The sequence below is a fragment of the Phycicoccus sp. CSK15P-2 genome (assembly GCF_016888005.1).
Taxonomy (GTDB): domain Bacteria; phylum Actinomycetota; class Actinomycetes; order Actinomycetales; family Dermatophilaceae; genus Phycicoccus.
This window is the reverse complement of sequence record NZ_JAFDVE010000009.1, coordinates 186,785-213,127: the sequence shown is the minus strand read 5'-3', so window position 1 is coordinate 213,127 and position 26,343 is coordinate 186,785. Positions and strand designations below refer to the sequence as shown.

The 26,343-nt window shown below is 75.2% G+C and carries 28 protein-coding genes and 1 riboswitch; of the genes, 5 read left to right on the top strand and 23 right to left on the bottom strand.

Going from position 1 to position 26,343, the window contains the following annotated elements:
• Positions 1-28: 28 nt before the first annotated feature.
• Genes JQN72_RS05915 through hisF form a run of 9 tightly spaced genes read right to left on the bottom strand, consistent with a single transcriptional unit; the run spans position 29 to position 7,056 of the window.
• Positions 29-541 carry a MauE/DoxX family redox-associated membrane protein gene (locus tag JQN72_RS05915; RefSeq protein ID WP_204134230.1) on the bottom strand — a complete coding sequence of 171 codons (513 nt, stop codon included), beginning with the start codon at positions 539-541 and terminating at the stop codon, positions 29-31.
• Positions 538-1,353, bottom strand: a complete 816-nt coding sequence (trpA, locus tag JQN72_RS05910; protein ID WP_204134229.1) for a tryptophan synthase subunit alpha — start codon at positions 1,351-1,353, stop codon at positions 538-540. Before trpA ends, JQN72_RS05915 begins: the two co-directional genes overlap by 4 nt.
• On the bottom strand, positions 1,350-2,585 hold the full coding sequence (gene trpB, locus JQN72_RS05905; RefSeq protein ID WP_307812462.1) for a tryptophan synthase subunit beta: 1,236 nt from the start codon (positions 2,583-2,585) through the stop codon (positions 1,350-1,352). Before trpB ends, trpA begins: the two co-directional genes overlap by 4 nt.
• A gap of 5 nt (positions 2,586-2,590) precedes the next feature.
• Positions 2,591-3,394 carry an indole-3-glycerol phosphate synthase TrpC gene (gene trpC / locus JQN72_RS05900; protein WP_204134228.1) on the bottom strand — a complete coding sequence of 268 codons (804 nt, stop codon included), beginning with the start codon at positions 3,392-3,394 and terminating at the stop codon, positions 2,591-2,593.
• Between the two features lie 11 nt (positions 3,395-3,405).
• A complete protein-coding gene (locus JQN72_RS05895; RefSeq protein ID WP_204134227.1) occupies positions 3,406-3,633 on the bottom strand; it encodes an HGxxPAAW family protein in 228 nt (75 codons plus the stop codon).
• Between the two features lie 60 nt (positions 3,634-3,693).
• Positions 3,694-4,296, bottom strand: coding sequence for a Trp biosynthesis-associated membrane protein (locus tag JQN72_RS05890; protein ID WP_204134226.1), 603 nt, complete (start codon positions 4,294-4,296; stop codon positions 3,694-3,696).
• Complete coding sequence (locus JQN72_RS05885) at positions 4,293-5,861, bottom strand: anthranilate synthase component I (RefSeq protein WP_204134225.1); 1,569 nt, start codon at positions 5,859-5,861, stop codon at positions 4,293-4,295. The genes JQN72_RS05890 and JQN72_RS05885 overlap by 4 nt, the downstream gene beginning before the upstream one ends.
• The gene (hisI, locus tag JQN72_RS05880; RefSeq protein ID WP_204134224.1) at positions 5,858-6,229 is read right to left on the bottom strand and encodes a phosphoribosyl-AMP cyclohydrolase; all 372 of its coding nucleotides are present in this window, start codon (positions 6,227-6,229) and stop codon (positions 5,858-5,860) included. The genes JQN72_RS05885 and hisI overlap by 4 nt, the downstream gene beginning before the upstream one ends.
• Positions 6,230-6,282: 53 nt before the next feature.
• Positions 6,283-7,056, bottom strand: a complete 774-nt coding sequence (gene hisF, locus JQN72_RS05875; protein WP_204134223.1) for an imidazole glycerol phosphate synthase subunit HisF — start codon at positions 7,054-7,056, stop codon at positions 6,283-6,285.
• Between the two features lie 36 nt (positions 7,057-7,092).
• On the opposite strand from hisF, the gene JQN72_RS05870 reads away from it, so the two are divergent.
• Genes JQN72_RS05870 through JQN72_RS05860 form a run of 3 tightly spaced genes read left to right on the top strand, consistent with a single transcriptional unit; the run spans position 7,093 to position 10,038 of the window.
• Positions 7,093-7,671, top strand: a complete 579-nt coding sequence (locus JQN72_RS05870; RefSeq protein ID WP_204134222.1) for a uridine kinase — start codon at positions 7,093-7,095, stop codon at positions 7,669-7,671.
• Entirely contained in the window at positions 7,668-8,774 is a 1,107-nt protein-coding gene (locus tag JQN72_RS05865) for an aromatic acid exporter family protein (protein ID WP_204134221.1), read from the top strand. Before JQN72_RS05870 ends, JQN72_RS05865 begins: the two co-directional genes overlap by 4 nt.
• 43 nt (positions 8,775-8,817) lie before the next feature.
• Positions 8,818-10,038 carry an MFS transporter gene (locus tag JQN72_RS05860; protein WP_307812443.1) on the top strand — a complete coding sequence of 407 codons (1,221 nt, stop codon included), beginning with the start codon at positions 8,818-8,820 and terminating at the stop codon, positions 10,036-10,038.
• A gap of 18 nt (positions 10,039-10,056) precedes the next feature.
• On the opposite strand, the gene JQN72_RS05855 is transcribed toward JQN72_RS05860, so the two are convergent.
• From JQN72_RS05855 to metK, 14 genes are all read right to left on the bottom strand, one after another.
• Positions 10,057-10,512: a PH domain-containing protein gene (locus JQN72_RS05855; protein ID WP_204134220.1), complete on the bottom strand. Its 456-nt coding sequence runs from the start codon at positions 10,510-10,512 to the stop codon at positions 10,057-10,059.
• Positions 10,509-11,354 (bottom strand): ATP phosphoribosyltransferase, encoded by an 846-nt coding sequence (hisG, locus tag JQN72_RS05850; RefSeq protein WP_204134219.1) that lies wholly within the window; start codon positions 11,352-11,354, stop codon positions 10,509-10,511. The genes JQN72_RS05855 and hisG overlap by 4 nt, the downstream gene beginning before the upstream one ends.
• Before the next feature lie 17 nt (positions 11,355-11,371).
• Positions 11,372-11,635 (bottom strand): phosphoribosyl-ATP diphosphatase, encoded by a 264-nt coding sequence (locus JQN72_RS05845; RefSeq protein WP_204134218.1) that lies wholly within the window; start codon positions 11,633-11,635, stop codon positions 11,372-11,374.
• A gap of 76 nt (positions 11,636-11,711) precedes the next feature.
• Complete coding sequence (gene pnuC, locus JQN72_RS05840; protein WP_307812442.1) at positions 11,712-12,467, bottom strand: nicotinamide riboside transporter PnuC; 756 nt, start codon at positions 12,465-12,467, stop codon at positions 11,712-11,714.
• Positions 12,464-12,976, bottom strand: a complete 513-nt coding sequence (gene ribH / locus JQN72_RS05835) for a 6,7-dimethyl-8-ribityllumazine synthase (RefSeq protein ID WP_204134217.1) — start codon at positions 12,974-12,976, stop codon at positions 12,464-12,466. The genes pnuC and ribH overlap by 4 nt, the downstream gene beginning before the upstream one ends.
• Before the next feature lie 24 nt (positions 12,977-13,000).
• Positions 13,001-14,245 (bottom strand): bifunctional 3,4-dihydroxy-2-butanone-4-phosphate synthase/GTP cyclohydrolase II, encoded by a 1,245-nt coding sequence (locus tag JQN72_RS05830; protein WP_204134216.1) that lies wholly within the window; start codon positions 14,243-14,245, stop codon positions 13,001-13,003.
• Positions 14,242-14,856, bottom strand: a complete 615-nt coding sequence (locus JQN72_RS05825) for a riboflavin synthase (protein WP_204134215.1) — start codon at positions 14,854-14,856, stop codon at positions 14,242-14,244. Before JQN72_RS05825 ends, JQN72_RS05830 begins: the two co-directional genes overlap by 4 nt.
• Positions 14,857-14,858: 2 nt before the next feature.
• The gene (ribD, locus tag JQN72_RS05820) at positions 14,859-15,875 is read right to left on the bottom strand and encodes a bifunctional diaminohydroxyphosphoribosylaminopyrimidine deaminase/5-amino-6-(5-phosphoribosylamino)uracil reductase RibD (RefSeq protein ID WP_204134214.1); all 1,017 of its coding nucleotides are present in this window, start codon (positions 15,873-15,875) and stop codon (positions 14,859-14,861) included.
• Positions 15,876-15,983: 108 nt separating this feature from the next.
• Positions 15,984-16,114, bottom strand: a riboswitch (FMN riboswitch).
• Between the two features lie 71 nt (positions 16,115-16,185).
• Positions 16,186-16,797, bottom strand: a complete 612-nt coding sequence (locus JQN72_RS05815; protein WP_204134213.1) for a pentapeptide repeat-containing protein — start codon at positions 16,795-16,797, stop codon at positions 16,186-16,188.
• The gene (rpe, locus tag JQN72_RS05810) at positions 16,794-17,453 is read right to left on the bottom strand and encodes a ribulose-phosphate 3-epimerase (RefSeq protein WP_204134212.1); all 660 of its coding nucleotides are present in this window, start codon (positions 17,451-17,453) and stop codon (positions 16,794-16,796) included. Before rpe ends, JQN72_RS05815 begins: the two co-directional genes overlap by 4 nt.
• Before the next feature lie 42 nt (positions 17,454-17,495).
• Positions 17,496-18,989 (bottom strand): RsmB/NOP family class I SAM-dependent RNA methyltransferase, encoded by a 1,494-nt coding sequence (locus JQN72_RS05805; RefSeq protein ID WP_204134211.1) that lies wholly within the window; start codon positions 18,987-18,989, stop codon positions 17,496-17,498.
• A gap of 87 nt (positions 18,990-19,076) precedes the next feature.
• Complete coding sequence (fmt, locus tag JQN72_RS05800; RefSeq protein ID WP_204134210.1) at positions 19,077-20,015, bottom strand: methionyl-tRNA formyltransferase; 939 nt, start codon at positions 20,013-20,015, stop codon at positions 19,077-19,079.
• A gap of 42 nt (positions 20,016-20,057) precedes the next feature.
• Entirely contained in the window at positions 20,058-22,112 is a 2,055-nt protein-coding gene (locus JQN72_RS05795) for a primosomal protein N' (RefSeq protein WP_204134209.1), read from the bottom strand.
• A gap of 67 nt (positions 22,113-22,179) precedes the next feature.
• The gene (metK, locus tag JQN72_RS05790; protein ID WP_204134208.1) at positions 22,180-23,400 is read right to left on the bottom strand and encodes a methionine adenosyltransferase; all 1,221 of its coding nucleotides are present in this window, start codon (positions 23,398-23,400) and stop codon (positions 22,180-22,182) included.
• Between the two features lie 113 nt (positions 23,401-23,513).
• On the opposite strand from metK, the gene JQN72_RS05785 reads away from it, so the two are divergent.
• Entirely contained in the window at positions 23,514-24,989 is a 1,476-nt protein-coding gene (locus JQN72_RS05785; protein ID WP_204134207.1) for a hypothetical protein, read from the top strand.
• Complete coding sequence (locus tag JQN72_RS05780; protein ID WP_204134206.1) at positions 24,986-26,287, top strand: hypothetical protein; 1,302 nt, start codon at positions 24,986-24,988, stop codon at positions 26,285-26,287. The genes JQN72_RS05785 and JQN72_RS05780 overlap by 4 nt, the downstream gene beginning before the upstream one ends.
• Positions 26,288-26,343: the final 56 nt, after the last annotated feature.

Below are 26,343 nucleotides of genomic sequence, written 5' to 3'. Positions count from 1 at the left end.
GCAGGTGCCTTTCGTGGACGTGGGCGGGTCAGTGCCCGAAGAGGATGCGGTCGAGGCCGGCGAGGGACTGGGGTCTCCACCACAGCCACGCCCCCGCGGCGGCGAAGCTCGCATCGCGGGCGATCTCCTGAGGGTACTTCGTCTCGTCGGCGCCGATCTCGCCGCCACCGCCGAAACATCCGCAGTCGATGGTCAGCCCCCGGGCCCAGGCCTGCGCGATACCCACGACGAACACCGCCATGAGCAGGGTGGAGAGGGCCGCCACGGGACGGGTGAACAGCCCGAGGACCAGGAGCACGCCGAGGACGATCTCGAGGAACGGCAGGGCGAGCCCGATCCAGGCGGCGAGGTCGTCCGGCATCACCTGGTACGCCTGCACCGCGCGCTTCGACGTCAGCGGGTGGCCGACCTTGACCGCTCCGGCGACGACGAGCACGACCCCGAGGAAGAGCCGCGCGAGGAGCCCCACGACGTCGAGGAACCGGTCGCGCCGGTACCAGGGCGTCGTGTCGGTGTCGACGTCGTCGACGGTGCTCGTCACCGGTGTCCCTCCCGGACGCCCTGGGCCAGTGCTGTCGTCAGGGTGCGCAACGACTCGAGCCGTTCGTCGAGTTCCCCGTCACCGCCGAGCGTGCGCACGAGCGCCGAGCCGACGATCACCCCGTCGGCATACCCCGCGATCTCGGCGGCCTGCTCGCGCGTGGAGACGCCCAGCCCGATGCACACCGGGATGTCCGAGACCGCGCGGACGCGCTCGACGAGCCCGCGGGCGTCGCCGTCGACGCTGCTGCGGGCGCCGGTGACCCCCATCGTCGAGGCGGCGTAGACGAAGCCCCGGCAGGCCGCGGTCACACGGGCGAGCCGCTCGGGGGTGCTGCTCGGCGCGACGAGGAAGATGCGGTCCAGCCCGTGCCGGTCGCTGGCGGCCACCCAGTCGTCGGCCTCGTCGGGCACGAGGTCGGGGGTGATGAGCCCCGCGCCGCCGGCGGCGGCGAGGTCGGCCGCGAAGCGCTCGACCCCACGGTGCAGCACGAGGTTCCAGTAGGACATGACGACCGGGGTGGCCCCGGCCTCGCGGACGGCCGCAACGGCGTCGAAGGCGTCGTCGACGCGGACCCCTGCCTCGAGCGCGGCGGCCATGGCGTCCTGGTTGACCGGGCCGTCGATGACCGGGTCGCTGTAGGCCAGGCCGACCTCGACGATGTCGCAGCCCGCCTCGACGAGCACCCGCATCGCAGCGACCGAGCCCTCGACGCTCGGGTAGCCGACGGGCAGGTAGCCGATGAGCGCCACGCGGCCCTCGGCGCGGCACCGGAGCAGGACGTCCTCGACCCCCGCCCCGGTGGCGCTCACCGGGCGTCCTCGTCGACGAGCCCGAAGTACGCGGCCGCGGTGTGCATGTCCTTGTCGCCGCGGCCCGAGAGGTTGACGAGCAGCAGCGCCTCGGGCCCGAGCTCGCGGCCGAGCTCGACCGCCCCGGCGAGGGCGTGCGCGGACTCCAGGGCCGGGATGATCCCCTCGGTGCGGCAGAGCAGCGAGAAGGCCTCCATCACCTGGTCGTCGGTGGCGTAGCGGTACTCGGCCCGGCCGATGTCGCGCAGATAGGAGTGCTCGGGGCCCACGCTCGGGTAGTCGAGCCCCGCGGAGATGGAGTGCGACTCCACGGTCTGGCCGTCGGTGTCCTGCATGAGGTAGCTCATCGCGCCGTGCAGCACGCCCGGTGACGCGGACGCGAACCGCGCGGCGTGCCGGCCGGACTCGATGCCCTCTCCCCCGGCCTCGACCCCGACGAGCCGTACGCCCTCGTCCTCGACGAACCGGTGGAAGATGCCCATCGCGTTGGACCCGCCGCCCACGCAGGCGACGACGGCGTCCGGCAGCCGGCCGGTGAGCTCGAGGACCTGGGCGCGGGCCTCCTCGCCGATGACCGCGTGGAAGTCGCGGACCATCTCGGGGAACGGGTGCGGCCCGGTGACCGTGCCGATCACGTAGTGCGTCGTGCCGACGTTGGTGACCCAGTCCCGCAGCGCCTCGTTGATGGCGTCCTTGAGGGTGGCGCTGCCGTGCTCGACGGCCACGACCTCGGCGCCGAGGATCTTCATCCGGGCGACGTTGAGCGCCTGCCGCTCGGTGTCGACCTTGCCCATGTAGACCGTGCAGTCCAGGCCCATGAGGGCGGCGGCCGTGGCGGTGGCCACGCCGTGCTGTCCCGCTCCGGTCTCGGCGATGACCCGGGTCTTCCCCATCCGCTTGGTGATGAGGGCCTGGGCGAGGACGTTGTTGATCTTGTGCGAGCCGGTGTGGTTGAGGTCCTCGCGCTTGAGGACGACCCGGGCGCCGCCGCAGTGCGCGGCGAAGCGCGGGACCTCGGTGAGGATGCTCGGCCGGCCCGTGTACGTGGCGTGCAGCCGCGCGAGCTCGTCGGTGAACTCGGGGTCGACCGCCGCCTTCTGGCGCGCCTCGTCGAGCTGCTCGAGCGCGGGGACGAGCGCCTCGGGCACGTAGCGCCCGCCGAAGTCGCCGAAGCGCCCGGGGCGAGGCAGCTCCTGCGGGACGAGGTCGGTGTCCTCGTCCGGGGCCGGCACCTCGCTCACGACGCCTCCGGCGCCGCACCCGCGGCGACGATGGCTGCGGCCGCGCCCCGCGGGTCACCGGTGCGCACGAGCGCCTCGCCGACGAGGACGACGTCCGCTCCCTGCTCGGCGTACGCGGCGGCGTCCCGGGGCCCGGAGATGCCGGACTCGGCGACGGTCACGACGCTGCTCGGCACGAGGGGACGCAGCCGGGAGAAGGTGTCCGGGTGGACCTCGAGGGTCTTGAGGTTGCGGGCGTTGACGCCGATGACGGTGGCGCCCGCGTCGACGGCACGCTGGGTCTCGTTCTCGTCGTGCACCTCGACGAGGGCGGTCATCCCGAGCTCGCCCACCCGGGCCAGGAGGGACGCCAGGGTGGCGTCGTCGAGCGCGGCGACGATGAGCAGGACGATGTCCGCACCGTGCGCGCGGGCCTCCCAGACCTGGTAGTCGGTGACCACGAAGTCCTTGCGCAGCACCGGCACCGAGACCGCGGCACGGACGTGGTCGAGGTCGTCGAGGCTGCCCCCGAAGCGGCGCCGCTCGGTGAGGACGGACACCGCCGTGGCGCCCCCGGCCTCGTACGCGCAGGCGAGGGCCGCAGGGTCGGGGATGTCGGAGAGGGCGCCCTTGCTCGGGCTGGACCGCTTGACCTCGGCGATGAGCGAGAGACCGGGGCGCCGCAGCAGCGCCTCGGCGTCGAGCGCGGGGGCCGCGGTGAGGACCGCACCCTGGAGGTCGGCCAGGCTCGTCCGGCGCCGCCGCTGCGCGAGGTCCTCGCGGACCCCCGCGACGATGTCGTCGAGGACGGTGGTCACCATGGCACCGACCGTCACTGGATGGACGGGGCCTCGTCGCGGTCGCGCCCTGCCGCGCCGTACCCGGCCATGGACAGCACCTTGCCGGCCACCGCACCCACGACCGCGAGCACGGCGCCGCCGACGAAGAGCCACACGTTGGGGAACACGACGGCCAGCGACATGATCGCCGACGCGACGATGATGATGACGACGGCGGTCCAGGCGGCCACGCTGTGGCCGTGGTCTTCGTGCTCGCTCATGGCTCCACTCTACGGTCGCGGGACGGACGGGCTCCGGCCCGCCGAGTCGATGAGATTGTGTCAGGTGGGCGGGTCGGCACCGTCGGTCGGGTCGCGGCCGGCCGAGAGGTCGTCCCAGGCGCTGCTCACCCGCTCGCCCCGGCTGCCCGCGACGTGCTCGTCGGCGCTCCCCGGCGCCTCGTAGCGCGCGGACGGCGCCGTCCAGCGACGGGCGCCGACGACGCCCGCGACGAGCGCCGCGGCGAGCACGACCACGGCGGCCAGCGCGACCCAGGCCCCCGTCGTGGCCGTCGCGGAGGCCGGGACCGTCCCGCTGCGCCCGACCCGGGCCGCGGCCACCGGCCCGAGGACCCCGGAGGGGTCGGCGAGGACCCGCACGGTGAGGACGACGGCGCCGGCGACACAGGCGGCCCAGAGGACGAGCGCCACGGCTCGCGCCCTCCGGCCCGTGGCGACGACGGCGACGGCGGCCGCGGCGCTGGCGAGGGCCAGGGCGGAGAGCCCTGGGGCGACGTCCGCACCGGTCGCGACCACGCGGCTGCCGCCGAGCACGGCGTCGTCCACCGTGCCGGTGACCCAGGGCCGCACCCCGGCCGCGAGGAGGCCACCGGCCCCCAGCACGCCGAGCAGGGCGACCGGCGCCTTGCCCGTGGGGCTCCTCACGTCACCGTCCGCATCGCCCGGGCCGTCGCGACGGCCCGGAGCACGGCCGTGGCCTTGGCGACGCACTCGGCGTGCTCGCCGGCGGGGACGGAGTCGGCGACGATTCCCGCGCCGGCCTGCACGTACGCGACGCCGTCCCGGACCACGCCGGTGCGGATGGCGATCGCCATGTCGAGGTCGCCGTGGAAGTCGAGGTAGCCGACGACGCCGCCGTAGAGCCCGCGGCGGGAGTGCTCGTACTGCTCGATGAGGGCCAGGGCCCGGGGCTTCGGGGCCCCCGACAGGGTCCCGGCCGGGAAGGTGGAGACGAGCACGTCGTAGGCGGCCACGCCCGGCCGGGTGTCCCCGACGACGGTCGACTCGATGTGCATGATGTGGCTGTAGCGGCGGACGTCCATGAACTCGACGACGTCGACGGTGCCCGGACGGCAGACCCGCTGCAGGTCGTTGCGGCCGAGGTCGACGAGCATGACGTGCTCGGAGCGCTCCTTGGGGTCCTCGAGGAGCTCGTCGGCGAGCCGGACGTCGTCCTCCGGGGTCTTGCCGCGCGGGCGCGAGCCCGCGATCGGGTGCGTGATGGCGCGCCCCCCGGTGACCCGCACGAGGGCCTCGGGCGAGCTGCCGACGACCGCGTAGGACGAGCCGTCCGGGGTCGGGAAGCGGAAGAGGTACATGTACGGGCTCGGGTTCGAGGCCCGCAGCGCCCGGTAGACCTCGAGCGGGTCGGCGGGGCAGTCGAGCCCGAACCGCTGGGACAGGACGACCTGGAAGACCTCCCCCGCGCGGATGTCCTCCTTCGCGAGCTCGACGATCTCCTCGTACCGCTCCTGCGTGGTGTTCGAGCGCACCTCCTGGAGGGCACGCTCCGCGGCCTCGACGTCCACGGTCGCCACCGTGCTCGGTGCCGGGGCCGCGAGGGCGGCGGTCATGGCGTCGAGGCGGGCGACGGCGTCGGCCCACGCCTGCTCGACCCGCTCGTCGGTGTCGTCGTAGTTGACGGCGTTGGCGACGAGGAGGATCGACCCGTCGGCGTGGTCGAGGACGGCGAGGTCGGTGGCGAGCATCATCGAGAGCTCGGGCAGGCCGAGGTCGTCCGGCAGCTCGGCGGGCACCCGCTCCCACCGGCGGACGGCGTCGTAGGTGATGGCCCCGACCATCCCGCCGGTCAGCGGTGGCAGCCCGGCGATGGGTGGGGTCGAGAGCGCGGCCATCGTGCTCCGCAGGGCGTCCGTCGCGAGGCCGTCGGTGGGCACGCCCACGGGTGGCTCGCCGATCCAGTGCACCTCGCCGTCCTGCTCGGTGAGGGTCGCGTGGCTCGCGACGCCGACGATCGACCACCGGGACCACACGCCTCCGTGCTCGGCCGACTCGAGGAGGAACGTGCCCGAGCGGTCACCCGCGAGCTTGCGGTACACCCCGACCGGGGTCTCGGCGTCCCCCATGAGCCGGCGGACGACCGGGATGATGCGCCGGTCGCGGGCGAGGACGCCGAAGACGTCGAGCCCGGGCCAGGTCTGCCCGTAGGCGAGGTCCGGGGTCTCGGCGGCGGGGGTGGCCCCGCTCATGCGGGTCCCCCGGCGACCGCTCCGAGGTCGCCGGCGTCGAAGCAGGTGCGGTCCCCGGTGTGGCACGCGGCGCCCACCTGGTCGACCCGGACGAGCAGCGCGTCGCCGTCGCAGTCGAGCGCGACGGAGCGGACGTACTGGACGTGGCCCGAGGTGTCGCCCTTGCGCCAGTACTCCTGCCGGGAGCGGGACCAGAAGGTGACCCGCCCCTCGGTGAGGGTGCGGCGGAGCGCCTCGTCGTCCATCCAGCCGAGCATGAGGACCTCGCCGGAGTCGTGCTGCTGGACGACGGCGGCGACGAGGCCGCGCTCGTCACGCGTCAGGCGCGCGGAGACGGCGGGGTCGAGGACGGCGTCGGAGGTCGGCACCCGGTCATTCTGCCGTGGCGCCGCGGACCGGGGCGCCACGGTCCGGCCCGTGCTCACCGGACGGGCAGCGCCTCGGCCCGCAAGGCGTCCTTGACCTCGCCGATCGTGAGCTCGCCGAAGTGGAAGACGCTCGCGGCGAGGACGGCGTCCGCCCCGGCGTGCACCGCGGGGGCGAAGTGCCGTGCCGCCCCGGCACCACCACTGGCGACGACCGGCACGGTGACCTCGGCACGCACGAGCCGGATGAGCTCGAGGTCGAAGCCGTCCTTCGTGCCGTCGGCGTCCATCGAGTTGAGGAGGATCTCGCCCGCTCCCAGCTGCTCGGCGCGGGCGCACCACTCGACGGCGTCGATGCCGGTCCCCGTGCGGCCGCCGTGGGTCGTGACCTCGAACCCACCGGCCACCGTGCCGTCCTGCGCCCGGCGGCGTCGTACGTCCGCCGACAGGACGAGCACCTGGGCGCCGAAGCGGTCGGCGGTCTCGGCGATGAGCTCAGGCCGCGCGATGGCCGCGGTGTTGACGCCCACCTTGTCCGCGCCGGCGCGCAGCAGCCGGTCGACGTCGCCGACCGTGCGCACCCCGCCTCCGACGGTCAGCGGGATGAAGACCTCCTCGGCGGTGCGCGCGACGACGTCGTAGGTCGTCGCGCGGTCACCGCTGCTCGCGGTGACGTCGAGGAAGGTCAGCTCGTCGGCCCCCTGCTCGCCGTAACGGCGGGCCAGCGCGACGGGGTCGCCGGCGTCGCGCAGCCCCTGGAAGTTGACCCCCTTGACGACACGCCCGGCGTCGACGTCGAGGCACGGGATGACGCGGACGGCGACGGACACGGCGACAGCGTAGTGGCGGCGCTAGGGTCGTCCACCGTGTGGTTCCAGGTCACGGACCCGGCCGACCCGGCCCACGTCGACGCCGTCCTCGCCGTGCTCGCCACCGCCCCGCCGCGGTGCGGCGGCACGCGGGTGGTCGCGGTCGACGGTCCGAGCGGCTCGGGCAAGACGACCCTCGCGAAGGGCCTCGTCGACGCCCTCGGCTGCCCGAGCGTCCACATGGACGAGATCTTCCCGGGCTGGGACGGGCTCGCGGCCTCGGTGCCGCTGCTCGTCGAGCAGGTGCTGACCCCGCTCTCCCGGGGCGAGGAGGCCACCTACCGGCTCTGGGACTGGGAGGCCGGCCGCTGGGGTGGCTCGCGCACGGTGGCGGCGGCCCCGGTCCTCGTCCTGGAGGGCTGCGGCAGCAGCGTGGGCCCGGCGGGTGACCACGCGGCAGTCCGGGTCTGGGTCGAGGCCGGCCGCGCCGAGCGGATGCGCCGCGGCATCGAGCGCGACGGCGAGGCGTTCCGGCCGCACTGGGAGCGGTGGGCGGCCCAGGAGGCGGCGCTGTTCGCCGCGGACGGCACCCGCAGCCGCGCCGACCTCGTCCTCTCGACGGACGCCGGGTCGTGAGTCTCGGGACGACGCTCCGCGGGGGCCCCTCGGGCGTGGGAGCGGCGCTCGGGCGCGGGGTCCGCAGGCTGCGCGACCGCCTCGTCCTCCTCGCCCAGACCGGCGTGGCGGTCGCCCTGGCCTGGACCATCGCCGTGCACGGCCTGGGCCACACCCGACCCTTCTTCGCGCCGGTCACGGCCATCCTCTGCCTCGGGCTCACCTACGGGCAGCGGCTGCGCCGGATCGTCGAGGTCACGGTGGGTGTCGCCATCGGGGTGCTCGTCGGGGACGCCATCGTCATCCTCCTCGGCAGCGGTGCGCTGCAGATGGCGCTCGTCGTCGTCGCGGCCATGGCGGTCGGGGTCCTCGTGTCGTCCGGGCACCTCGCGGTCATCCAGGCCGGGGTGCAGTCGGTGTTCATCGTCGCCTTCGTCGCCTCGACCGGTGAGGGGGTCTCCCGGTGGCTCGACGCCCTCGTCGGAGGCGCGGTCGCGCTCGTCATCGGTGCCGTCGCACCGACGAGCCCGGTCGCCCGGCCGCGCAGGGAGGCCGCCCGGACGGTCCGCGCGGTCGCCCGCGTCCTGCACGACGTCGCCGACGCCCTGCGCACGGGGGACGTCGACGCCGCTCGGGAGGCCCTCGCCGAGGCCCGCGCCCTCGAGGACGAGCTCACCGACCTCCGGGTGGCCGCGGCCGAGGGCATCGCCGTCGTGCGGCAGTCCCCGCTGCTCCGCGCGCACCGGCCGAACGCGGTCGCGGCCTCGGCGCTCGTCGCGCCCCTGGACCGCTGCGTGCGCAACCTGCGGGTGCTCGCCCGCCGCGCCGGTGTCGCGGTACGCCGCGAGGAACAGGTGCCCGAGCGCTACGTCGACCTCGTCGCCGAGCTCGGCCGCGCCGCCGCCGACCTCGCCCGCGTCCTCGACGAGCACACCCTCCCGACGGCCGGCCGGACCGTGCTCGAACGGGTGGCCGGCCTGTCCGCGCGGGCCGAACCGACGGCGGGTCTCTCCGCGGAGATGATCCGCGGACAGGTGCGCTCGATGGTCGTCGACCTCCTCGTCGTCGCCGGTCTCGACGACGACGAGGCCATCCGTCTCGTCCCGGAGTCCTTCCTCCCGTGAGCCGCGGCGGGCTCCGGCCCGCTGCGGGTGACACCATGCGCCGGTGAGCACCTCCTCGGCCCGCGCCCTGCCCCGGTGGACGGTCGTCGTCGCGCTCGTGCTCGTGGCGGCGAACCTGCGGACCCTCATGGCGAGCCTGCCGCCGCTCGCCGAGTCCATCCGCACCGACCTCGGGCTGTCGGGTACCTGGATGGGCGTCCTCACGACCTTGCCCGTGCTGTGCATGGGGCTCCTCGCACCGGTCGCCAACCAGGTGGGACGGCGCGTCGGGGCACGGGCGACCGTGGGCGCGGGCGTCGCACTCGTGCTCGTCGGCGTGGTGCTGCGCGGCCTCGGCGGCGGGGCCGCGCCACCGCTCTATGCCGGCACCTTCGTCGCCGGTGCCGGCATCGCCCTCGCGGGCACCCTCCTGCCGGGCGTGGTCAAGACGGTCTTCCCGCCGCAGCGGTCGGGCCTCGGCACCGGGCTCGTCATGTTCACGATGATGTCGATGGCCGCCCTGGCGTCGGCGGCCGCCGTCCCCCTGGCCTCGCGCCTGGGCGGGTGGTCGGGCTCCCTCCTCGCGTGGGCACCGCTCGCCGCCGTCGCCCTGTTGGCCTGGGTCCCGGCCTCGCGCGCCCTGCGCCGCCCGCAGGCCCCGGCGCCCACGGCGGTGTCGGGGCACCGCCTGCCGTGGCGGAGCCGCACCGCGTGGCTCATCGCCCTCTTCCTCGTCTGTCAGTCCTGGCAGTTCTACTCCTCCCTCGCCTGGATCGCGCCCACCTACGAGTCCCGCGGGTGGACCCCGACCGACGCCGGCCTCCTGATGTCGGTGTTCACCGGGACGCAGTTCGTCTCGGGTCTCGCGGCACCGGCCCTGCTCGACCGGGTGCGGGACGGACGCGTGCTCGTCGTCGGCGCGACCGCGCTCGGCGGGGTGGGCGTGCTCGGGACCTGGCTCGCGCCGGACGCCGCGCCCTGGGTGTGGGCGGTCCTCCTCGGCACCGGGCAGGGCGCGTGCTTCGCCCTCGCGCTGGGGCTCGTCGTCCGCTTCAGCGTGACGCCGCAGGACAGTGCCCGGCTCACCGCGATGGGGTTCCTGCTCGGCTACACCCTCGCCTCGCTCGGCCCGGCGACCATGGGGGCGGTGCACGACGTGACCGGCTCCTACGGGGCCCTCTGGGGCGTGCTCGCCCTCGTGACCCTCCCCCAGCTCGCGCTGGGCTCCCGCGTGCACCCGGGGCTGGAGCGGGTGGGCGAGGAGCGCACGGCCGTCAGCGCCTGAGCCGCGCTCCGAGGGACCTCAGCGGACGCCGCGACCTCGCCGCTCGGCGACGAGCCGGTCCAGCCGCCGGGCCTCCTCCTGCCCGAGCTCGCCGTCGACCCGCTGGACGGCCATCACCGCGAGCTCGTCGTCGTCGACGAGATCGAGCGTCACCCAGGGGTCGCCGTCGGCGAACCGCACCCGCACGACCTCGTCCCAGCCGACCGTGCGGGTGACCACGAGGTTGCGGACGACGAGGCCGTCCCGGCCCGGCACCGCCCTGATCGTGGAGTACCGCCACACGAACGCGGCCACCACCAGCGCGAAGGCGAGCAACGCCGCGACGTCTCCCCCGCCCCAGTGCCCGACGACGGCCAGGGCCACCGCCACCGCACCGAAGACGACGACGAACGCCACGGCGACCACCCGCGGGACGACCCGCCCGCGACGGGGCCGGAACGGGGCGTCGAGCGGGGGCGGCGCGGCCTCGCTCACAGCCGGCAGGCGGTGATGTCGGTGACGAGGATGGCCCGGGCACCGAGGTCGTAGAGCTCGTCCATGACGGCGTTCGTCACCGTGCGCGGGACCATGGCCCGCACCGCACACCAGTCGCGGTTCTGCAGCGACGACACCGTGGGGCTCTCCAGGCCGGGCGTGACGGCGCACGCGCGGTCGACGAGCTCGGCCGGTACGTCGTAGTCCAGCATCACGTAGTGCCTTGCCGTGACGACCCCGAGGAGACGCCGCCGGAGCACCTCCACCGCGGCGGTCTCGTCGGTCCCCTCCCGGCGGACGAGCACGGCCTCGCTGCGCAGGATCGGCTCGCCGAAGACCTCGAGGCCCTGGCTGCGCAGCGTGGCCCCGGTCTCGACGACGTCCGCGATGACGTCGGCGACGCCGAGCGTGATGGCGGTCTCGACCGCGCCGTCGAGACGGACGACCTCGGCCCCGATGCCGTGGTCGGCGAGGTGCTTCTCGACGAGGCCCTGGTAGCTCGTCGCGACCCGGTGCCCGGCGACGTCCTCGAGGCTCGACGCGGTGCCGGGCCGTGCGGCGTAGCGGAAGGTGGACGCGCCGAAGCCGAGCTCCATCACCTCGACCGCGGCCGAGCCGGAGTCGAGGAGGAGGTCGCGGCCGGTGACTCCACAGTCGACGGTGCCGGAGCCGACGTAGACGGCGATGTCACGCGGGCGCAGGTAGAACAGCTCGACCGCGTTGGCCTCGTCGCGCACGACGAGCTCCTTGGAGTCGCGGCGGGTGCGGTAGCCGGCCTCGCGGAGCATCTCGGCGGCGGGCTCGGAGAGCGACCCCTTGTTGGGGACGGCGATGCGGAGCATGGGTCGGGTGCCTCCGGTCAGAGGTGGGCGTAGACGTCGTCGGGGGTGAGGTCGGTGGCGAGCATGAGCACCTGCAGGTGGTACAGCAGCTGGCTGACCTCCTCGGCGGTGCGCTCGCGCCCCTCGTGCTCGGCGGCCATCCAGACCTCGGCCGCCTCCTCCACGATCTTCTTCCCGATCGCATGGACGCCGGCGTCGAGGGCGGCGACCGTGCCGGAGCCCTCCGGCCGCGTACGGGCCTTGTCCTCGAGCTCGGCGAACAGCGCGTCGAACGTCTTCACGGTCGACAAGCCTACGGGGCCGACGAGCCGGCTCGGCACGCCGTCCGCGTCCGCCGCCCTCGAGCGTGCCGGCGGGTCACGGGACCGGCGCGGTCCGCGCGGCCCTCTCGGTGTGGGCGGCCGTCTCGGCCCGGGTCACCTCGACCCACCGGGTGAAGCCGTAGACGACGAACAGCCCGTAGAAGATGTACATGACCGACGTCGGCACGTAGCCGGTGGCGAAGCCGAGCGGTACCCCGACGAGGTCGACCCCGATCCAGGCGAGCCAGAACTCGTTCCAGCCCCGGGCCATCGCGTAGGTGGCGGCGACGGACCCGACGAAGATCCACGCGTCCGCCCAGTAGAACCACCATTGGGCCGGCCACGCCGACAGCACCTGGAAGGCCCAGTGCACGACCACGGTGCCGAGCAGCCAGCCCGCGGCGACGAGGGCGCGCTCCCGCCCGCTCATCCACCGGGGTCGGACGGCCGGTGCGGAGCCGCCGCCGTGGCGCCGCCGGTACGCGGCCCACGTGACCCAGCCGTAGATGCTCACGACGATGAAGAAGACCTGCCTCCCGGCCTGGCCGAAGAGCGGGATGCGCTGGTCGGCGCCGAGTGTGGCACCGATGTAGACGAAGAACAGGAGGACGTTGGCCAGGATGCCGACCGGCCAGGCCCAGACCTTGCGCCGCATCCCGTACCAGGCCGAGACGATGCCGATGAGAACCCCGACGACCTCGACGTAGTGCAGCGAGTACGAGCCGATCGGGATGCTCGCGTCGAGCACCTGCTGGAAGGCGTTCGAGGTGCCGTCCGTGGCCGCGGCGAGCAGGTGCACGGCGGAGCTCACCGGGCCTCACCCACCGGTGCGGGCACCCGGGCGGGCGCCTCCCCCACCGCCTCGCGCAGGACGACCGCCGTCGCCACGGCCGCCAGCGCCGCTTCGTGGCCCTTGTCCTCGCGGGACCCGGGCAGACCGGCACGGTCGAGCGCCTGGGCGTCGTCGTCGCAGGTGAGCACCCCGAACCCGACCGGCACCCCGGAGCGCACCGACACCTCGGTGAGCCCGGCGGTCGCGCTCTGGCAGACGTACTCGAAGTGTGGGGTCCCGCCCCGCACGACGACCCCGAGCGCGACGAGCGCGTCGTGCGACGGGGCCAGCCGCGCACACGCGACGCTGAGCTCGACGGTGCCGGGGACCCGGACGACGAGTGGGGCGACGACCCCGCACTCGTCCAGGGCCCGCCGCGCTCCGGCGAGGAGGCCGTCCATCACCTCGTCGTGCCACGAGGCCGCGACGACGGCGACTCTCAGGCCGCGGCCGTCGGTCCTCACGGTGGGGGATCCTGCTCCGCTCACGGCGGTCTCCTTCGGGGTCTCGGGTCAGGCGGACGTGACGTCGTCCGCGGGGTCCAGGACGAGGTCGTGCCCCATCCGGTCGCGCTTGGTGCGCAGGTAGGCCGCGTTCGTCGGGAGGGGCGTGGTCCGCAGCCGCTCGACGGCGGCGACCGCCACGCCGTGCGCTCGCAGGCCCTCGACCTTGGCCGGGTTGTTCGTCAGGAGGCGCACCTCGGTGAGGCCGAGGTCGGCGAGGATGCTCGCGGCGACCGAGTAGTCGCGCGCGTCGACCGGCAGGCCGAGCTCGAGCTGGGCGTCGACGGTGTCCCGCCCGCGGTCCTGCAGCTCGTAGGCGCGCAGCTTCTCGGCGAGGCCCACGCCCCGGCCCTCGTGCCCCCGCAGGTAGACGACGGCCCCGCCCTCGAGGGCGACCCGCTCGAGCGCGCGGTCGAGCTGCGGCCCGCAGTCGCAGCGCTGGGAGCCGAGGACGTCGCCGGTGAGGCACTCGGAGTGCACCCGCACGAGCGTCGGCCCCTCCCCGGCGCCGCGCGGTCCGACGAGCGCGAGGTGCTCCTCGCCGGTGAGCCCGTCCCGGTAGGCCAGGGCCCGGAAGCGACCGTGGGCGGTCGGCACCACGGTGTCGGCGACGCGATGGACCCGGTCGTGCCGCTGCCGCCACCCCACGAGGTCGGCGATGGTGAGCACCGGCAGGTCGTGCTCTGCGCCGAGCGCGAGGACGCCGTCCAGCCGGGTCATCGCGCCGTCGTCCTCGACGAGCTCGCCGATGACACCGACCGGCTCCAGGCCGGCCAGCCGGCACAGGTCGACCGTGGCCTCGGTGTGGCCGGGGCGGACGAGGACCCCGCCCTCGCGTGCCCGGAGCGGCACGACGTGGCCGGGGCGACGCAGGTCCGCGGCGGTCGAGGAGGGGTCGGCGAGCACCTGCGCCGTGCGGGTGCGGTCGGCGGCCGAGATGCCCGTGGTCACCCCGACCGCGGCGTCGACGGTGACGGTGTACGCGGTCCCGAGCGGGTCGCGGTTGTCGGCCACCATGAGCGGGAGGCCGAGGCGGTCGGCGGTCGTCTCGGGCATCGGGGCGCACAGGTACCCGGACGTGTGCCGCACGGCCCAGGCCGTCCACTCGGGTGTGAGGGTCTGCGCGGCGAGGACGACGTCGCCCTCGTTCTCGCGGTCGGCGTCGTCGACGACGAGCACCGGACGGCCGTCGCGCAGCGCGTCCAGCGCCTCCTCGACCGTCGCGAGCGCGGGCGGGTGCGGGGACCGGGTCACGAGGACACCTCCGTCGGGGCGAAGCGGGTGGCGAGCAGCCGTTCGACGTACTTGGCGAGGACGTCGACCTCGAGGTTGACGACGTCGCCGACGGCCCGGCTGCCGAGGGTGGTCAGCTCGAGGGTCGTCGGGACGAGGGAGACGGAGAAGTGGTCGTCGCCGGCCTCGACGACGGTCAGGGACACGCCGTCGACGGTGACCGACCCCTTCTCGACGAGGTAGGGCGCGAGGTGGCCGGGCAGCGAGAACCGGACGACCTCCCAGCGCTCCCCCGGTTCACGCGCGGTCACGGTGGCGGTGCCGTCGACGTGGCCCTGGACGACGTGCCCGCCGAACCGCGCCGACGCGGCCATCGCGCGCTCGAGGTTGACCGGGTCGCCCACGGTCAGGGCGCCGAGGCTGCTGCGGCGGAGGGTCTCCTCCATGACGTCGACCGTGAAGGCGCCGTCCCCGTGCTCGACCACCGTCAGGCACACCCCGTTGACCGCGATGGACGCCCCGTGGGTGGCGTCGGAGGTGACGAGCGGGCCGTGGACGGCGAGCCGGGCGGAGTCCGCCGCGTGCTCCAGGGCGATGACGGTGCCGAGCTCCTCGACGATGCCGGTGAACACGGTCAGCTCCTTCCGAGCGGGCGGGCGGTGATGCGGACGTCGCCACCGAGGACGGTGACGTCGGTCGTCTCGAGGCGCAGCGCGTCCTCGATCGAGGTGCCCCCGAGGTCGCCGACGGTCGGTGACCCGCCGCCGAGCAGGGCCGGTGCCACGTAGGCGACGACCTCGTCGACCAGCCCGGCGCGGAGGAAGGCCGCGGCGAGGGTCGGGCCACCCTCGAGGAGCACGTGGTGCACCCCGGTGGCGTGGACGGCGTCCAGCGCCGCGGCGGGGTCGTGCGTGGGGACGACGAGCGTCTCGGCCGTGCCGTCGTGCAGGCGGGCGTCCGCGGGGAGCCGACGGGTGCCGACGACGACCCGCAGCGGCTGGCGGGCGGACGGCGCTCCCGAACCGTCCCGCACGGTCAGGGCGGGGTCGTCGGCGAGGGCCGTGCCCGTCCCGACGAGGACGGCCCCGCACCGGGCACGCAGGGCGTGGACGTCGGCCCGCGCGGGCTCGCCGGTGACCCAGCGGCTCGACCCGTCCGCGGCCGCCGAGCGGCCGTCGAGCGTCGAGGCGGACTTCCACGTGACGAACGGGCGGCCGGTGCGGCGGGCGTGCAGCCACGTGCGGTTGACCGTCTCGGCCTCCTCCCGCAGCGGGCCCACGGCGACGTCGACCCCGGCGGCGGCGAGGCGCGCCGATCCTCCGGCAGCCTCGGACCACGGCTCCGGCACGGCGTACCGCACACGAGCCACCCCGGCGTCGAGGAGGGCGACCGAGCAGGGCCCGGTGCGGCCGGTGTGGTCGCACGGCTCGAGGGTGACCCAGGCCGTGCCCCCGCGCGCGGCGCCCCCCGCCTGCTGCAGGGCGTCGACCTCGGCGTGCGGGGTGCCGGCGCCACGGTGGTGGCCCACGCCGACGACCTCGCCCCCGGCATCGGTGAGGACGCATCCCACCCGAGGGTTCGGGTCGGCCTCCACCCCGAGGACCGCAGCGTCGATCGCGCGCTGCATCAGCGCGGTGGCCGTCTGCGTCATCGTCTCGCCCTCGTGCCTCGAACCGGTCGGTCGGGCTCCGGGCTGGAGGTCGGCGGCACGCGCACGGGTGCGCGGTCACGACGACCGCCGACGGGATCGCTCCCGTCGGCACGTGCTGCCTCCCATCCGGACTTTCACCGTCGGTCCCGGATTTCCGCCGGGTCAACCGACCGCTGGCTGCGGCCGGGTCGTGGACTGTCACCACCGGTTCGGAATTGCACCGACCCCGGAGCACGTGTGAGGCCATTATGCGCCACGCGCTCGGCATCGCGACACTCCGGTCCTGCTGTGTGCTTCCCCACTCCAGGGGTCAGTCGTCGACGACGAGGCCCATCGCGCGCAGGATCCCGCCGGCCGCGAGCGCGTCGACCCGCATCCCACGGACCCGGTTCTCGGCCGGGTCGACGACGTAGCCCGTCGACCCCGTGAGGTCGGCGCCCCGCAGGTCGGTGGCCGCGAAGGTGGCTCCGGCGAGGTCGCACCCGCGGAGCTCGGACTCGCGCAGGTCGGTGCCCGCGAGGTCGACCTCGTGCATCGAGCAGTCGACGAAGCGAGCCCGGGACGCCTCGAGGTCGCGGAAGGACCCGAGGTCGAGGCGGCAGCGCTCGAAGTCCCAGGGGCGCGTCGAGAGCGGCGCCGGAGCGACCTTGCCCCACGACACGGCCAGCGCCTTGCAGTCGACGAACCGGCAGTCGGTGAACCGCGTGCCCGAGAGGTCGGCCATCGAGAGGTTGCAGCCGGTGAAGGTGCAGTCGGTGAACACGCACTCCCGGACGACCGACTTCTCGAGGACGCTGCCGTCGAAGCGGCAGGCCTCGAGCTCGACGCCGGACAGCACCTCGCCGGGGGCCAGCCCCTCGGCGAGGTCGAGGTCGGCCAGGTAGCCGTCGGCGTCCGCGAGCCGCTCGGTGAGCGAGGTCATGGGTGCGTGTGGCGCGCGGCCAGGGTTCGGAGCTCCTCGATGGCGTCGGCGGCCGACTCCGCGCCGTACACGGCGGACCCGGCCACGAACACGTCGGCACCCGCCTCGGCGCACTGCTCGATGGTCGAGGCCGAGACGCCGCCGTCGACCTGCACGCGGACCTCGCCGCCGTGGCGGCGCGCGGCCTCGCTGACCTCGCGCACCTTCGGCATCTGGTCGGCCAGGAACGACTGCCCGCCGAAGCCGGGCTCGACGGTCATGACGAGGACCATGTCGACCTCCGGCAGCAGGTCCTCGTACGGCGCGAAAGGGGTGCCGGGCTTGACCGCGAACGCGGCCCGCGCACCCGCCGCTCGGATGGCCCGGGCCGTGGCGACGGGGTCGCGCACGGCCTCGACGTGGAAGGTCACCGACCCGGCCCCGGCCTCGGCGTACCCCGGCGCCCAGCGGTCCGGGTCCTCGATCATGAGGTGGCAGTCGAGCGGGACGGGGCTCACCTTCAGCAGCGCCTCGACGACGGGGAGACCCAGGGTGAGGTTGGGCACGAAGTGGTTGTCCATGACGTCGACGTGCGCCCAGTCGGCGGTGCGCACGGCCTCGAGCTCGGACTGGAGGTTGGCGAAGTCGGACGCGAGGATCGACGGCGAGATCTGCACGGGCGTCACCCTAACGACCGCCGGTGACGAGCATCGACGGGCTCAGCGCGCGACCGGCCGCTTGCGCAGGAGGGCGAGGAACATCGCGTCGGTGCCGTGGACGTGCGGCCAGAGCTGGACGTACGGACCCTCGCCGAGGTCGGCCAGCGGGGTGCCGGACGCGTCGCGCAGGAACGGGCGGGCGTCGAGCACCTCGGCGTCCTCCCGCTTCTTGACGACGTCGCCGACGACGAATCGGGTCTCGGCGACGTGCGGGCTGCACGTCGCGTACGCCACGACCCCGCCGGGGGCGACGGCGTCGAGGGCCGAGGCGAGCAGGGCGCGCTGCAGCGGGCCCAGGGCCGCGAGGTCGGACGGCTGCCTGCGCCACCTGGCCTCGGGCCGGCGGCGGAGCGCGCCGAGGCCCGTGCACGGCGCGTCGACGAGCACCTTGGCGTAGGCCCCCGGCTCGTCCTCGCCGACCTCGCGCCCGTCCGCGGTCCGGACCTCGACCGCGTGCCCGGCGGACGCCGCCCGCTCGGTGAGCGCCGCGAGGCCGGAGCGCACGAGGTCGGCGCGGTGCTCGCTCACCTCGACGGCGGTGAGCACGGCGCCCTCCTGGAGCGCGCGGGCGCCGAGGACCCCCGCCTTCCCCCCGGGGCCGGCGCAGAGGTCGAGCCAGCGCCCGGGCAGCCCGTCCGGCACGTCCGCCGCGGCGAGGGCGAGCGCGAGCAGCTGGCTGCCCTCGTCCTGGACGGCGGCCCGGCCCTCTCGGACGGCGCGGACGGCGCCGGGGTCGCCGGCCCGCAGCACCGCGCCGACGGGGCTCGTCGCACTCGGCTCGGCGTCGGCGGCCTCGACGAGCTCGGCGACGGTGGCGAGGCCGGGCCGCGCGACGAGGTGGACCCGCGGCGGCTCGTTGTCGGCGGCCAGGAGCGCGGCGAGCTCGGCGTCGACGGTCTCCGCGGCCGCCCGGCCGTGCCCGAGCAGCGCCGCCCGCAGCGCGGTGACGACCCACTCCGGATGGGAGGTGCGGACGGCCAGCGCCGCCGCGCCGTCACCCTCGGGCGCCACGGCCTCGGCCCACTCCTCGAGCGTGCGCTCGCCGACCCGGCGCAGGACGGCGTTGACGAAGCCGGCGGCACCCTGGCCGACGACCGTACGTGCCAGCCCGACGGTCTGGTCGGCCGCCGCGTGCGCCGGCACCCGCATCCCGAGGAGCTGGTGGCAGCCGAGCCGCAGGACGTCGAGCACCGCACCGTCGATGCGGTCGGCGGGGCGGTCGGCCGCGACCTCGACGACGCGGTCGTAGAGCCCCTGCCAGCGGACGGTCCCGAAGGCGAGCTCGGTGGCGAAGGCGGCGTCCCGTCCCTCGAGCCGGCGACGGCGCAGGATGCGCGGCATCTCGAGGTTGGCGTACGCACCCTCGGCCACGGCCCGCAGCAGCGTGTACGCCGCGAACCGGGTCGGCTCGGCCCCGCGGGTGCGCTGCGACGGCGTGGTCTCGGACCGGCGGCGTGGGCCACTACGCGGACGTGGTTCGGGGTTCTGCGGCACGGCAGGAGGCTAGCCGTCCGTACCACCGCGTGAGTTGACGGACGGGTCTGGTCCACTATCAGGTCTACGGTCCGGGCACGGCAGAGATCAGCCGAGACGCTCGTCCGCCTCTACCCGCACCCCTCGTGCCCAGTCGGCGGCGTTCATGGCCCGCTTGCCCGGCGGACGGACCTCCCCGAGGACCACGGGGGCCGAAGCGGTGCCCACGTGGACCGTGCGTTTCGCGACGGACAGCTCCCCGGGCGCGAGGTCGGCGGCACCCTCCGGTGGCGAGAGGTCCGCGCCGAGCGGGCCGATACCGAGCCTGGCGCCACGGAAGGTCGTCCAGGCCCCAGGGTCGGGGGTGACCCCACGCACCCGTCGGTCGACGACGTGGGCCGGCAGGTCCCACCGGACCTGCGCCTCCTCGGTCGTGAGCTTCGGTGCGTGGCTGACCCCCTCCGCCGGCTGGGGCACGGGCTGGAGCGAGCCGTCCTCGAGGCCGTCCATCGTCGTGACGAGAAGGCCCGCCCCCACGTCCGCGAGCCGGGCGAGAAGACGGCCGGCGGTGTCGTCGGCACGGACCGGCTCGGTGACGGACCCGAGCACCGGACCGGTGTCGAGTCCCTCCTCGATGACGAACGTGCTCGCGCCGGTGACCTCGTCGCCCGCCATGACGGCCCGCTGCACCGGCGCCGCTCCGCGCCACGCGGGCAGGAGCGAGAAGTGCAGGTTGACCCAGCCGTACCGGGGGACGTCGAGCGCGACCCGCGGCAGCAGCGCACCGTACGCGACGACGGGGCAGCAGTCGGGCGCGATGGCGCGCAGCCGGTCGAGGAGCTCCGGGTCACGCGGCCGGTCGGGCGTCAGGACCTCGAGGCCGTGCTCGAGCGCGACCTCCTTGACCGGCGACGGCGTGAGCGTCCGGCCCCGGCCGGCCCGGGCATCGGGCCGGGTGACGACGGCCACGACGTCGTGCCGTGAGGCCAGCAGCGCCCGCAGCGACGGGACGGCGGTGTCGGGGGTTCCGGCGAGGACGAGACGCACCCGGCGAGTCTAGGAGCCCGACGGACCAGCGCGACCCGGCGGTCAGGACGTGGGGTCGCGCGGGTCGACGCGGACGACGACGGGGTCGGGGTCCTTGCGCGCCGAGGCCCGCGCCCGGAGCGCAAGGAGCTCGCGCGCCAGCGCCGGACCGTCCTCGACGGGGACCGTGACGAGCACCCGCCACCGCTCCTCCCCGTGGGGAAGTGGCCCGAGGGTCCTGGCGGACGGAGGCGTCGCGAGCTCCTCGAGCGCGGCCGTGATGGCCGCTCTCGATCCGGTGAGGGCGGCCAGCCGAGCCGTGGGCGGCAGCGCGAGGTCTCGGCGCTCGGTGAGCTCGCGCTCCGCGAACCAGGCCGGGTCCCAGCGCACCAGCGCCTCGGCGGCCGCCACCGGCACATGGGTGGGGGCGCCGGCGAGGACGACCCGGCCGCCGGCCGACGCGGGGCGCACCAGGGCCGCCGCCGAGCACCACCGCCGGAGTGCCTCCTCACCGGCGTCGAGCGTCGGGCGGTCGAGCAGGGCCCAGGCGTCGAGGATGAGCGCCGCCGCGTAGCCGTCCGGGGCGACCGGCTCGGCGCCCGGGGTCGAGACCACGAGTCGCGGACCGGCAGCCACCGTGTCGAGCACCGTGCCGGCGCCCGAGCGCTCCACCGGCACGCCCGGGAAGGCCCGCCCGAGCTCCTCGGCCGTACGGCGGGCCCCGACGACGGACGAGCGCAGCCGGGTGCCCGAGCACGCCGGACAGGCGAACCGGGTCTCGACCCGCCCGCACCAGCGGCAGCCGGGCGGACCCTGCGGACCCGTGAGCGACAGCGGGCCCGAGCACACCGGGCAGCGTGCCGGGCGGCGGCAGGTCTGGCAGGCCAGCGAGGGGAGGTAGCCACGCCGCGGCACCTGGACGAGCACCGCACCGGACGTGAGCGCCTCCTTGGCGGCGCGCCAGGCGACGGTGGGCAGGTGCGCGGCGGCCACCGCCGGGTCGCGGTCGCGGTCGGTGCCCTCCCCGGCCACGCGGACGGAGGCCACGGCGCTCCGCACGGCGTCCCTCGGGGCGTCGACGGGCTTGAGCACGTCACGTGCCACGAGGTCGGCGACCGCAGCGGACCGGACGAAGCCCGCCGTGAACAGCGCCGCACCCTCCCGGCGAGCCCTGGCCAGGAGCACCTCACGGACGTGCGGGTACGGCGCGCGGGGCTCGTCGAGCAGGTCGTCGCCGTCGTCCCACCACACGACGAGCCCGAGGTCGCGGACGGGAGCGAACGCCGCGGCACGGGTGCCGACGACGACGGGTACGTGTCCGCGCAGCGCCTTGAGAAACGCCGTGTACCGGGCCTGCGGCCCCTGGTCGGCGGTCAGCCGCACGTGACGTCCCGGGCCCAGGGCTGCGCCCAGCGCCGCCTCCACCCGGACGACGTCACGGTGGTCCGGCACGACGACCAGTGCGCCCCGCCCCCCCGCGACACACGTACCGACGGCCTGGGCGAGCAGCGCCGGCCAGGTCCGGTCGTCCTCGACGGCCGGGAGCGCGAGCACCGAGGCCGCCGGGGCGGCGCCGTCCCGGACCCGTGCCAGGTAGGCCTCCCCCGCCGGGTAGCGGGCCCAGGCCACGGCGTCCGCCGCGGGGAGCCCGGGGAGGTCGGGAGGCTCGACCGCCAGGGCCTGCTCGGCCCGGGCGTGCCGAGGAGGGACGGCGAGACGCAGCACGTCCCCGAGGGTCCCGGCGTACCGTGCGGCCACCTCACGGGCGGCGTCGAGGACGGCGTCGGTGAGCACCGGCTCGGGTGACACGACCCGGCGCAACGGGGTCAGCCGGCCGCTGTGCTCGGCCTCGTCGCGCCGCGCCAGGACCCATCCGTCGAGATCCTGCCCGGCGAAGCGGACCTTGACCCGCACCCCGGGCCGGGCCCCGTCGGCCATCGACTCCGGCACCGAGTACTCGAACGGCCGGTCCAGGTGGGCGAGCCCGGTGTCGACCTGGACGAGCGCCACGGGCTGCTCGGCGGTGGTCGGGTCGGCGCCCGCGAGCCGGCGGGGGGCCCGGGACCGGCCGGCGGCCAGGAGGGCGAGCTGCTCACCCTCGTCACCGGTCCCCGTCACGCCTGCGAACCTAGCGGAGCCCGCCGACCCCGAGAGGTCGGCGGGCTCCGCCTGTGGACGAGGGCCGTCAGCCGGCGACGGCCCGCTGCAGGGCCTCGACGCGGTCGGTGCGCTCCCACGTGAAGGCGTTCTCGACGCCCTCGACGCCGGTGCGGCCGAAGTGCCCGTAGGCCGCGGTGGGCTGGTAGATCGGCCGGAGGAGATCGAGCTCCTCGAGGATCGCGAGCGGGCGCAGGTCGAAGACCGAGCGGATGGCCGCCTGGATCTTCTCGACCGGGGCGGTCTCGGTGCCGAACGTCTCGACGTACAGGCCGACCGGCTGGGCGACCCCGATGGCGTATGCGACCTGGACCTCGCAGCGCTTCGCCAGGCCGGCCGCGACGACGTTCTTGGCGACCCAGCGGGTGGCGTAGGCGGCGGAGCGGTCGACCTTCGACGGGTCCTTCCCGGAGAAGGCACCACCACCGTGCCGCGCCATCCCGCCGTAGGTGTCGACGATGATCTTGCGACCGGTGAGCCCCGCGTCCCCCATCGGACCGCCGATGACGAACTTGCCGGTGGGGTTGATGTAGGCGCGGTAGTCGTCGTGCCGCAGCTCGGTGCCCGCGTCGGCGAGCTCCGCGAGCACGGGGTCGATGACGTGGCTGCGCACGTCCGGCTCGAGCAGGCCGTCGAGGCTGATGTCCGCGGCGTGCTGGGTGGAGACGACGACGGCGTCGAGGGCGACCGCGCGGTCACCCTCGTACGCGATCGTCACCTGCGTCTTGCCGTCGGGCCGCAGGTAGGAGAGCTCACCACTCTTGCGAACGGCCGTGAGCCGCTCGGAGAGCCGGTGCGCGAGGTGGATCGGCAGCGGCATGAGCTCGGAGGTGTCGTCGCACGCATAGCCGAACATCAGCCCCTGGTCACCCGCGCCCTGCTTGTCCTTCGGGTCGACCCCTCCGGTGCGGTTCTCGTACGCGGTGTCGACGCCCTGCGCGATGTCCGGGCTCTGCTGGCCGATCGAGACCTCGACCCCGCAGGACGCACCGTCGAAGCCCTTGGTGGAGCTGTCGTACCCGATGCCGAGGACGGTCTCACGGACGATGGAGGGGATCTCGACGTACGCGTCCGTCGTGACCTCGCCGGCGACGTGGACGAGCCCGGTGGTCACCATCGTCTCGACCGCGACCCGGCTCCCGCGGTCCTGGGCCAGCAGCGCGTCGAGGATGGCGTCGGACACCTGGTCGCAGATCTTGTCTGGATGCCCCTCGGTGACGGACTCGGACGTGAACAGGCGTGCGGACACGCGCGGCTCCTTCGTGGTGGACTGCCGGCCACCACGCCGGTGACCGGCGCCCAATCTACCGGGGCGCAGTGACCTCGCTGGTGGACCGGTCGTCCGTCCGGCAGTCTGGAATCATGGTGTTCGTGTCCGACGGGTCCAGACCGCACACCGCATCCACGAACGACGGCGCACGTCCGGTCGACGCCCCCGTCGACGAGGCGCTCACCCTGCTCACCCGCGCGCAGACCCTGGCCGACCGCCTCCGGGACGAGGCCGACCGTGAGCTCACGACGGCACGCAACGAGGCCTCCCGGGTCCGGGAGGAGACCGCTGCCGCCACCCAGGAGCTCGCCGACCTGTCGGCCCGGGCGGCATCCGCCCGTGCCGAGGCCGAGCGCAACCTGGAGGACACCCGCGCCGAGGTCGAGATCATGCTCTCCGACGCGGCCGACCAGGCCGCGCTGTTGCGGGCCAGGGCGACCAAGGCCTCGGACGAGGCCGTCGCACTCGCCGAGGAGCAGGCCGCCGCCCTCGTCGCCGACGCCCAGCAGCGCGCCGCCACGCTGCTCGAGCAGGCCCACGCCGAGCACACGGCGACCACCGACCGGCTCACCGCGCTGCAGCGCGAGCACGAGGAGGGATGGGCCACCCAGCGGTCCGCACTGCAGGCCGAGCTGGCCCACCTGCGGACCGCGGCGGCCACCGAGGTCGACACCTTGCGGCGGGCCGCCGAGGAGTACGTGCTCCGCCGCCGGGGTGAGGCCGAGACCGAGGTCGAGGCGCGGCTCACCGAGGTCACGGCCCGGGAGGACGAGTCCCGCGGCACCCGCACCCGGGTCGTCGAGGAGGCACAGCGGGAGGCACAGCGCATCGTCGCCGACGCGGAGACCAGCGCCGCCGGCACCGTCGAGACCGCCGAGAAGCACCTCGCCTGGGCCCAGGCCACCGTTCGCGACATCCTCGCCCGCGCCGAGGAGGAACGGGAGCACGCAGCGAGGGAGCACCATCAGGAGATCGCCGAGCGGACCCGCAGCCACCGGCTGCGGGTCCAGACGCTGCTCGGCAGTGCGACGACCAAGAGCCGGGACCGCATGGCGGAGGCCGAGTCCGAGGCGCGGCGGATGCGTGAGCTCGCCGAGTCCGTCCTCGCCGAGGCCCGGGCCGACGCCGCGCGCACCCGCGAGGCCGCGGCCCGCGAGTCCGAACGCCTCCTCGAGGAGGCCCGCCGCCGCGAGAAGGACTCCACGGCGCGAGCGGAGCGCCGCCTCGCCGACACGGAGGAGAACGCCCGGCGGATCAGGACGAGCGCCGCCGAGGACGTCGAGCGCATGCACCGTGAGGCCCACGAGTACCACCGGACCGCCCGGGCCGAGATCGTCCGTGCGTCCGACGAGGCGCGCCAACGGGCCGACGCGGTACGCACGGAGGCCCATGCCGCCGTGGAGCGGGCGCGCGAAGAGGTGCATACACTCGCAGCGCGTCGTGACGCCATCACCGCCCAGCTCGGTCGGCTGTCCGGAGTCATCGACGCCTTGGCGGTGCACGAGGAGCAGGGCCCGGACGCCGCGTCCGACCACGACATCCATCCCTCTGACCAGGAGTCGCCATGAACCAGCCCGAGTTCCCGACCGTCTTCCGGGGCTACGACCCCGTCCAGGTGGACGCGCACGTCGCGGCCCTGCACCAGGCCGTCGAGAGCGCCCAGCGCGAGGCCGAGGCAGCCCGCCAGGAGGCCGCCGAGAGCTCGGTCCGCCTGACCAAGACCGAGCAGGACCACGCCTCGGCCGCCGCCGAGCTCGACAGCCAGCGCCGGCGCGTCGCGTCCCTCGAGGACGAGGCCCGCCAGGTCTCCAACCCGACCTTCGCCGACCTCGGCGAGCGCATCGGCAGGATGCTCGGCCTCGCCGACGAGGAGGCCACGTCGATCCGTGACGGTGCGTCGGCGGAGGCGGACGAGACGCGTCGCGCGGCGTCCGACGAGTCCCAGCTGGTCCGGGCCGAGGCCGACCGGTACGCCGAGGAGGTTCGCAACAGGGCCGACACCGACTCGGCCGAGGTGCTCTCCCGGGCCCGCGCGGAGGCGGACTCGATCGTCGACGACGCGGCGCGTGACGCGGCGGCACGCCGCGAGGAGGCCGAGGCCTACTTCGAGAAGCAGCGCGCGACCGCGGCCGCCCAGGCCGCCGACTTCGAGCGCACCCTCGGTGAGCGCCGCGAGCAGTCGGCCGCCGAGTTCAACGAGCAGATGGCGGTCCAGGACGAGGCGCTGCGGTCCGCCCAGGAGCGGGCCGACCACCTCGTGCGCGAGGCCGAGGAGGACCATCGCACGAGGGCGGGAGAGGCCAGCCGGGCCCTCGAGGCAGCACGCATCGAGGCCGAGTCCATCGTCCGCTCGGCCCGTGACCAGGCCGAGCGGGTCCGCCGCGACTCCGAGCGGGAGCTGGCCGCCGCCACCGCCCGCCGCGACAGCATCACCGCCCAGCTCTCGAACGTGCGGAACATGCTCGCCACCCTCGGCGGCCCGGCCGCGGCCGAGGCGCTCGCGACCGCCGACGAGCCGCCGGCGGAGACCGACGAGCCGGTCGTGGACGAGGACCACCAGGCCGTCGGTGACGCCGAGACCGGGACCGACCAGGCCGCCGGTACCGACGAGCCGGAGCTCGACGACGTGCAGGACGTCGAGGACGACTCCGACGAGGACGACTCCCAGGACGAGCGCACCGAGGAGAACATCGAGGGCGAGGACGCCGAGGTCGACCTCGAGGCCGGCAGCGACATCGAGGACGTCGAGGACGTCGAGGCCGACGACGCCCCCGCCGACGACGGCACCGACGCCGAGACGGGCGAGGTCGACGAAGCAGACGACGAGGCACAGGCCGACGACCGGGAACCCGCCCACCACCGCTGACCGGACCACCACCCCGCCCGGGGCCGACGCCCGAGCCGTGGAAGGACGCCGCGTGC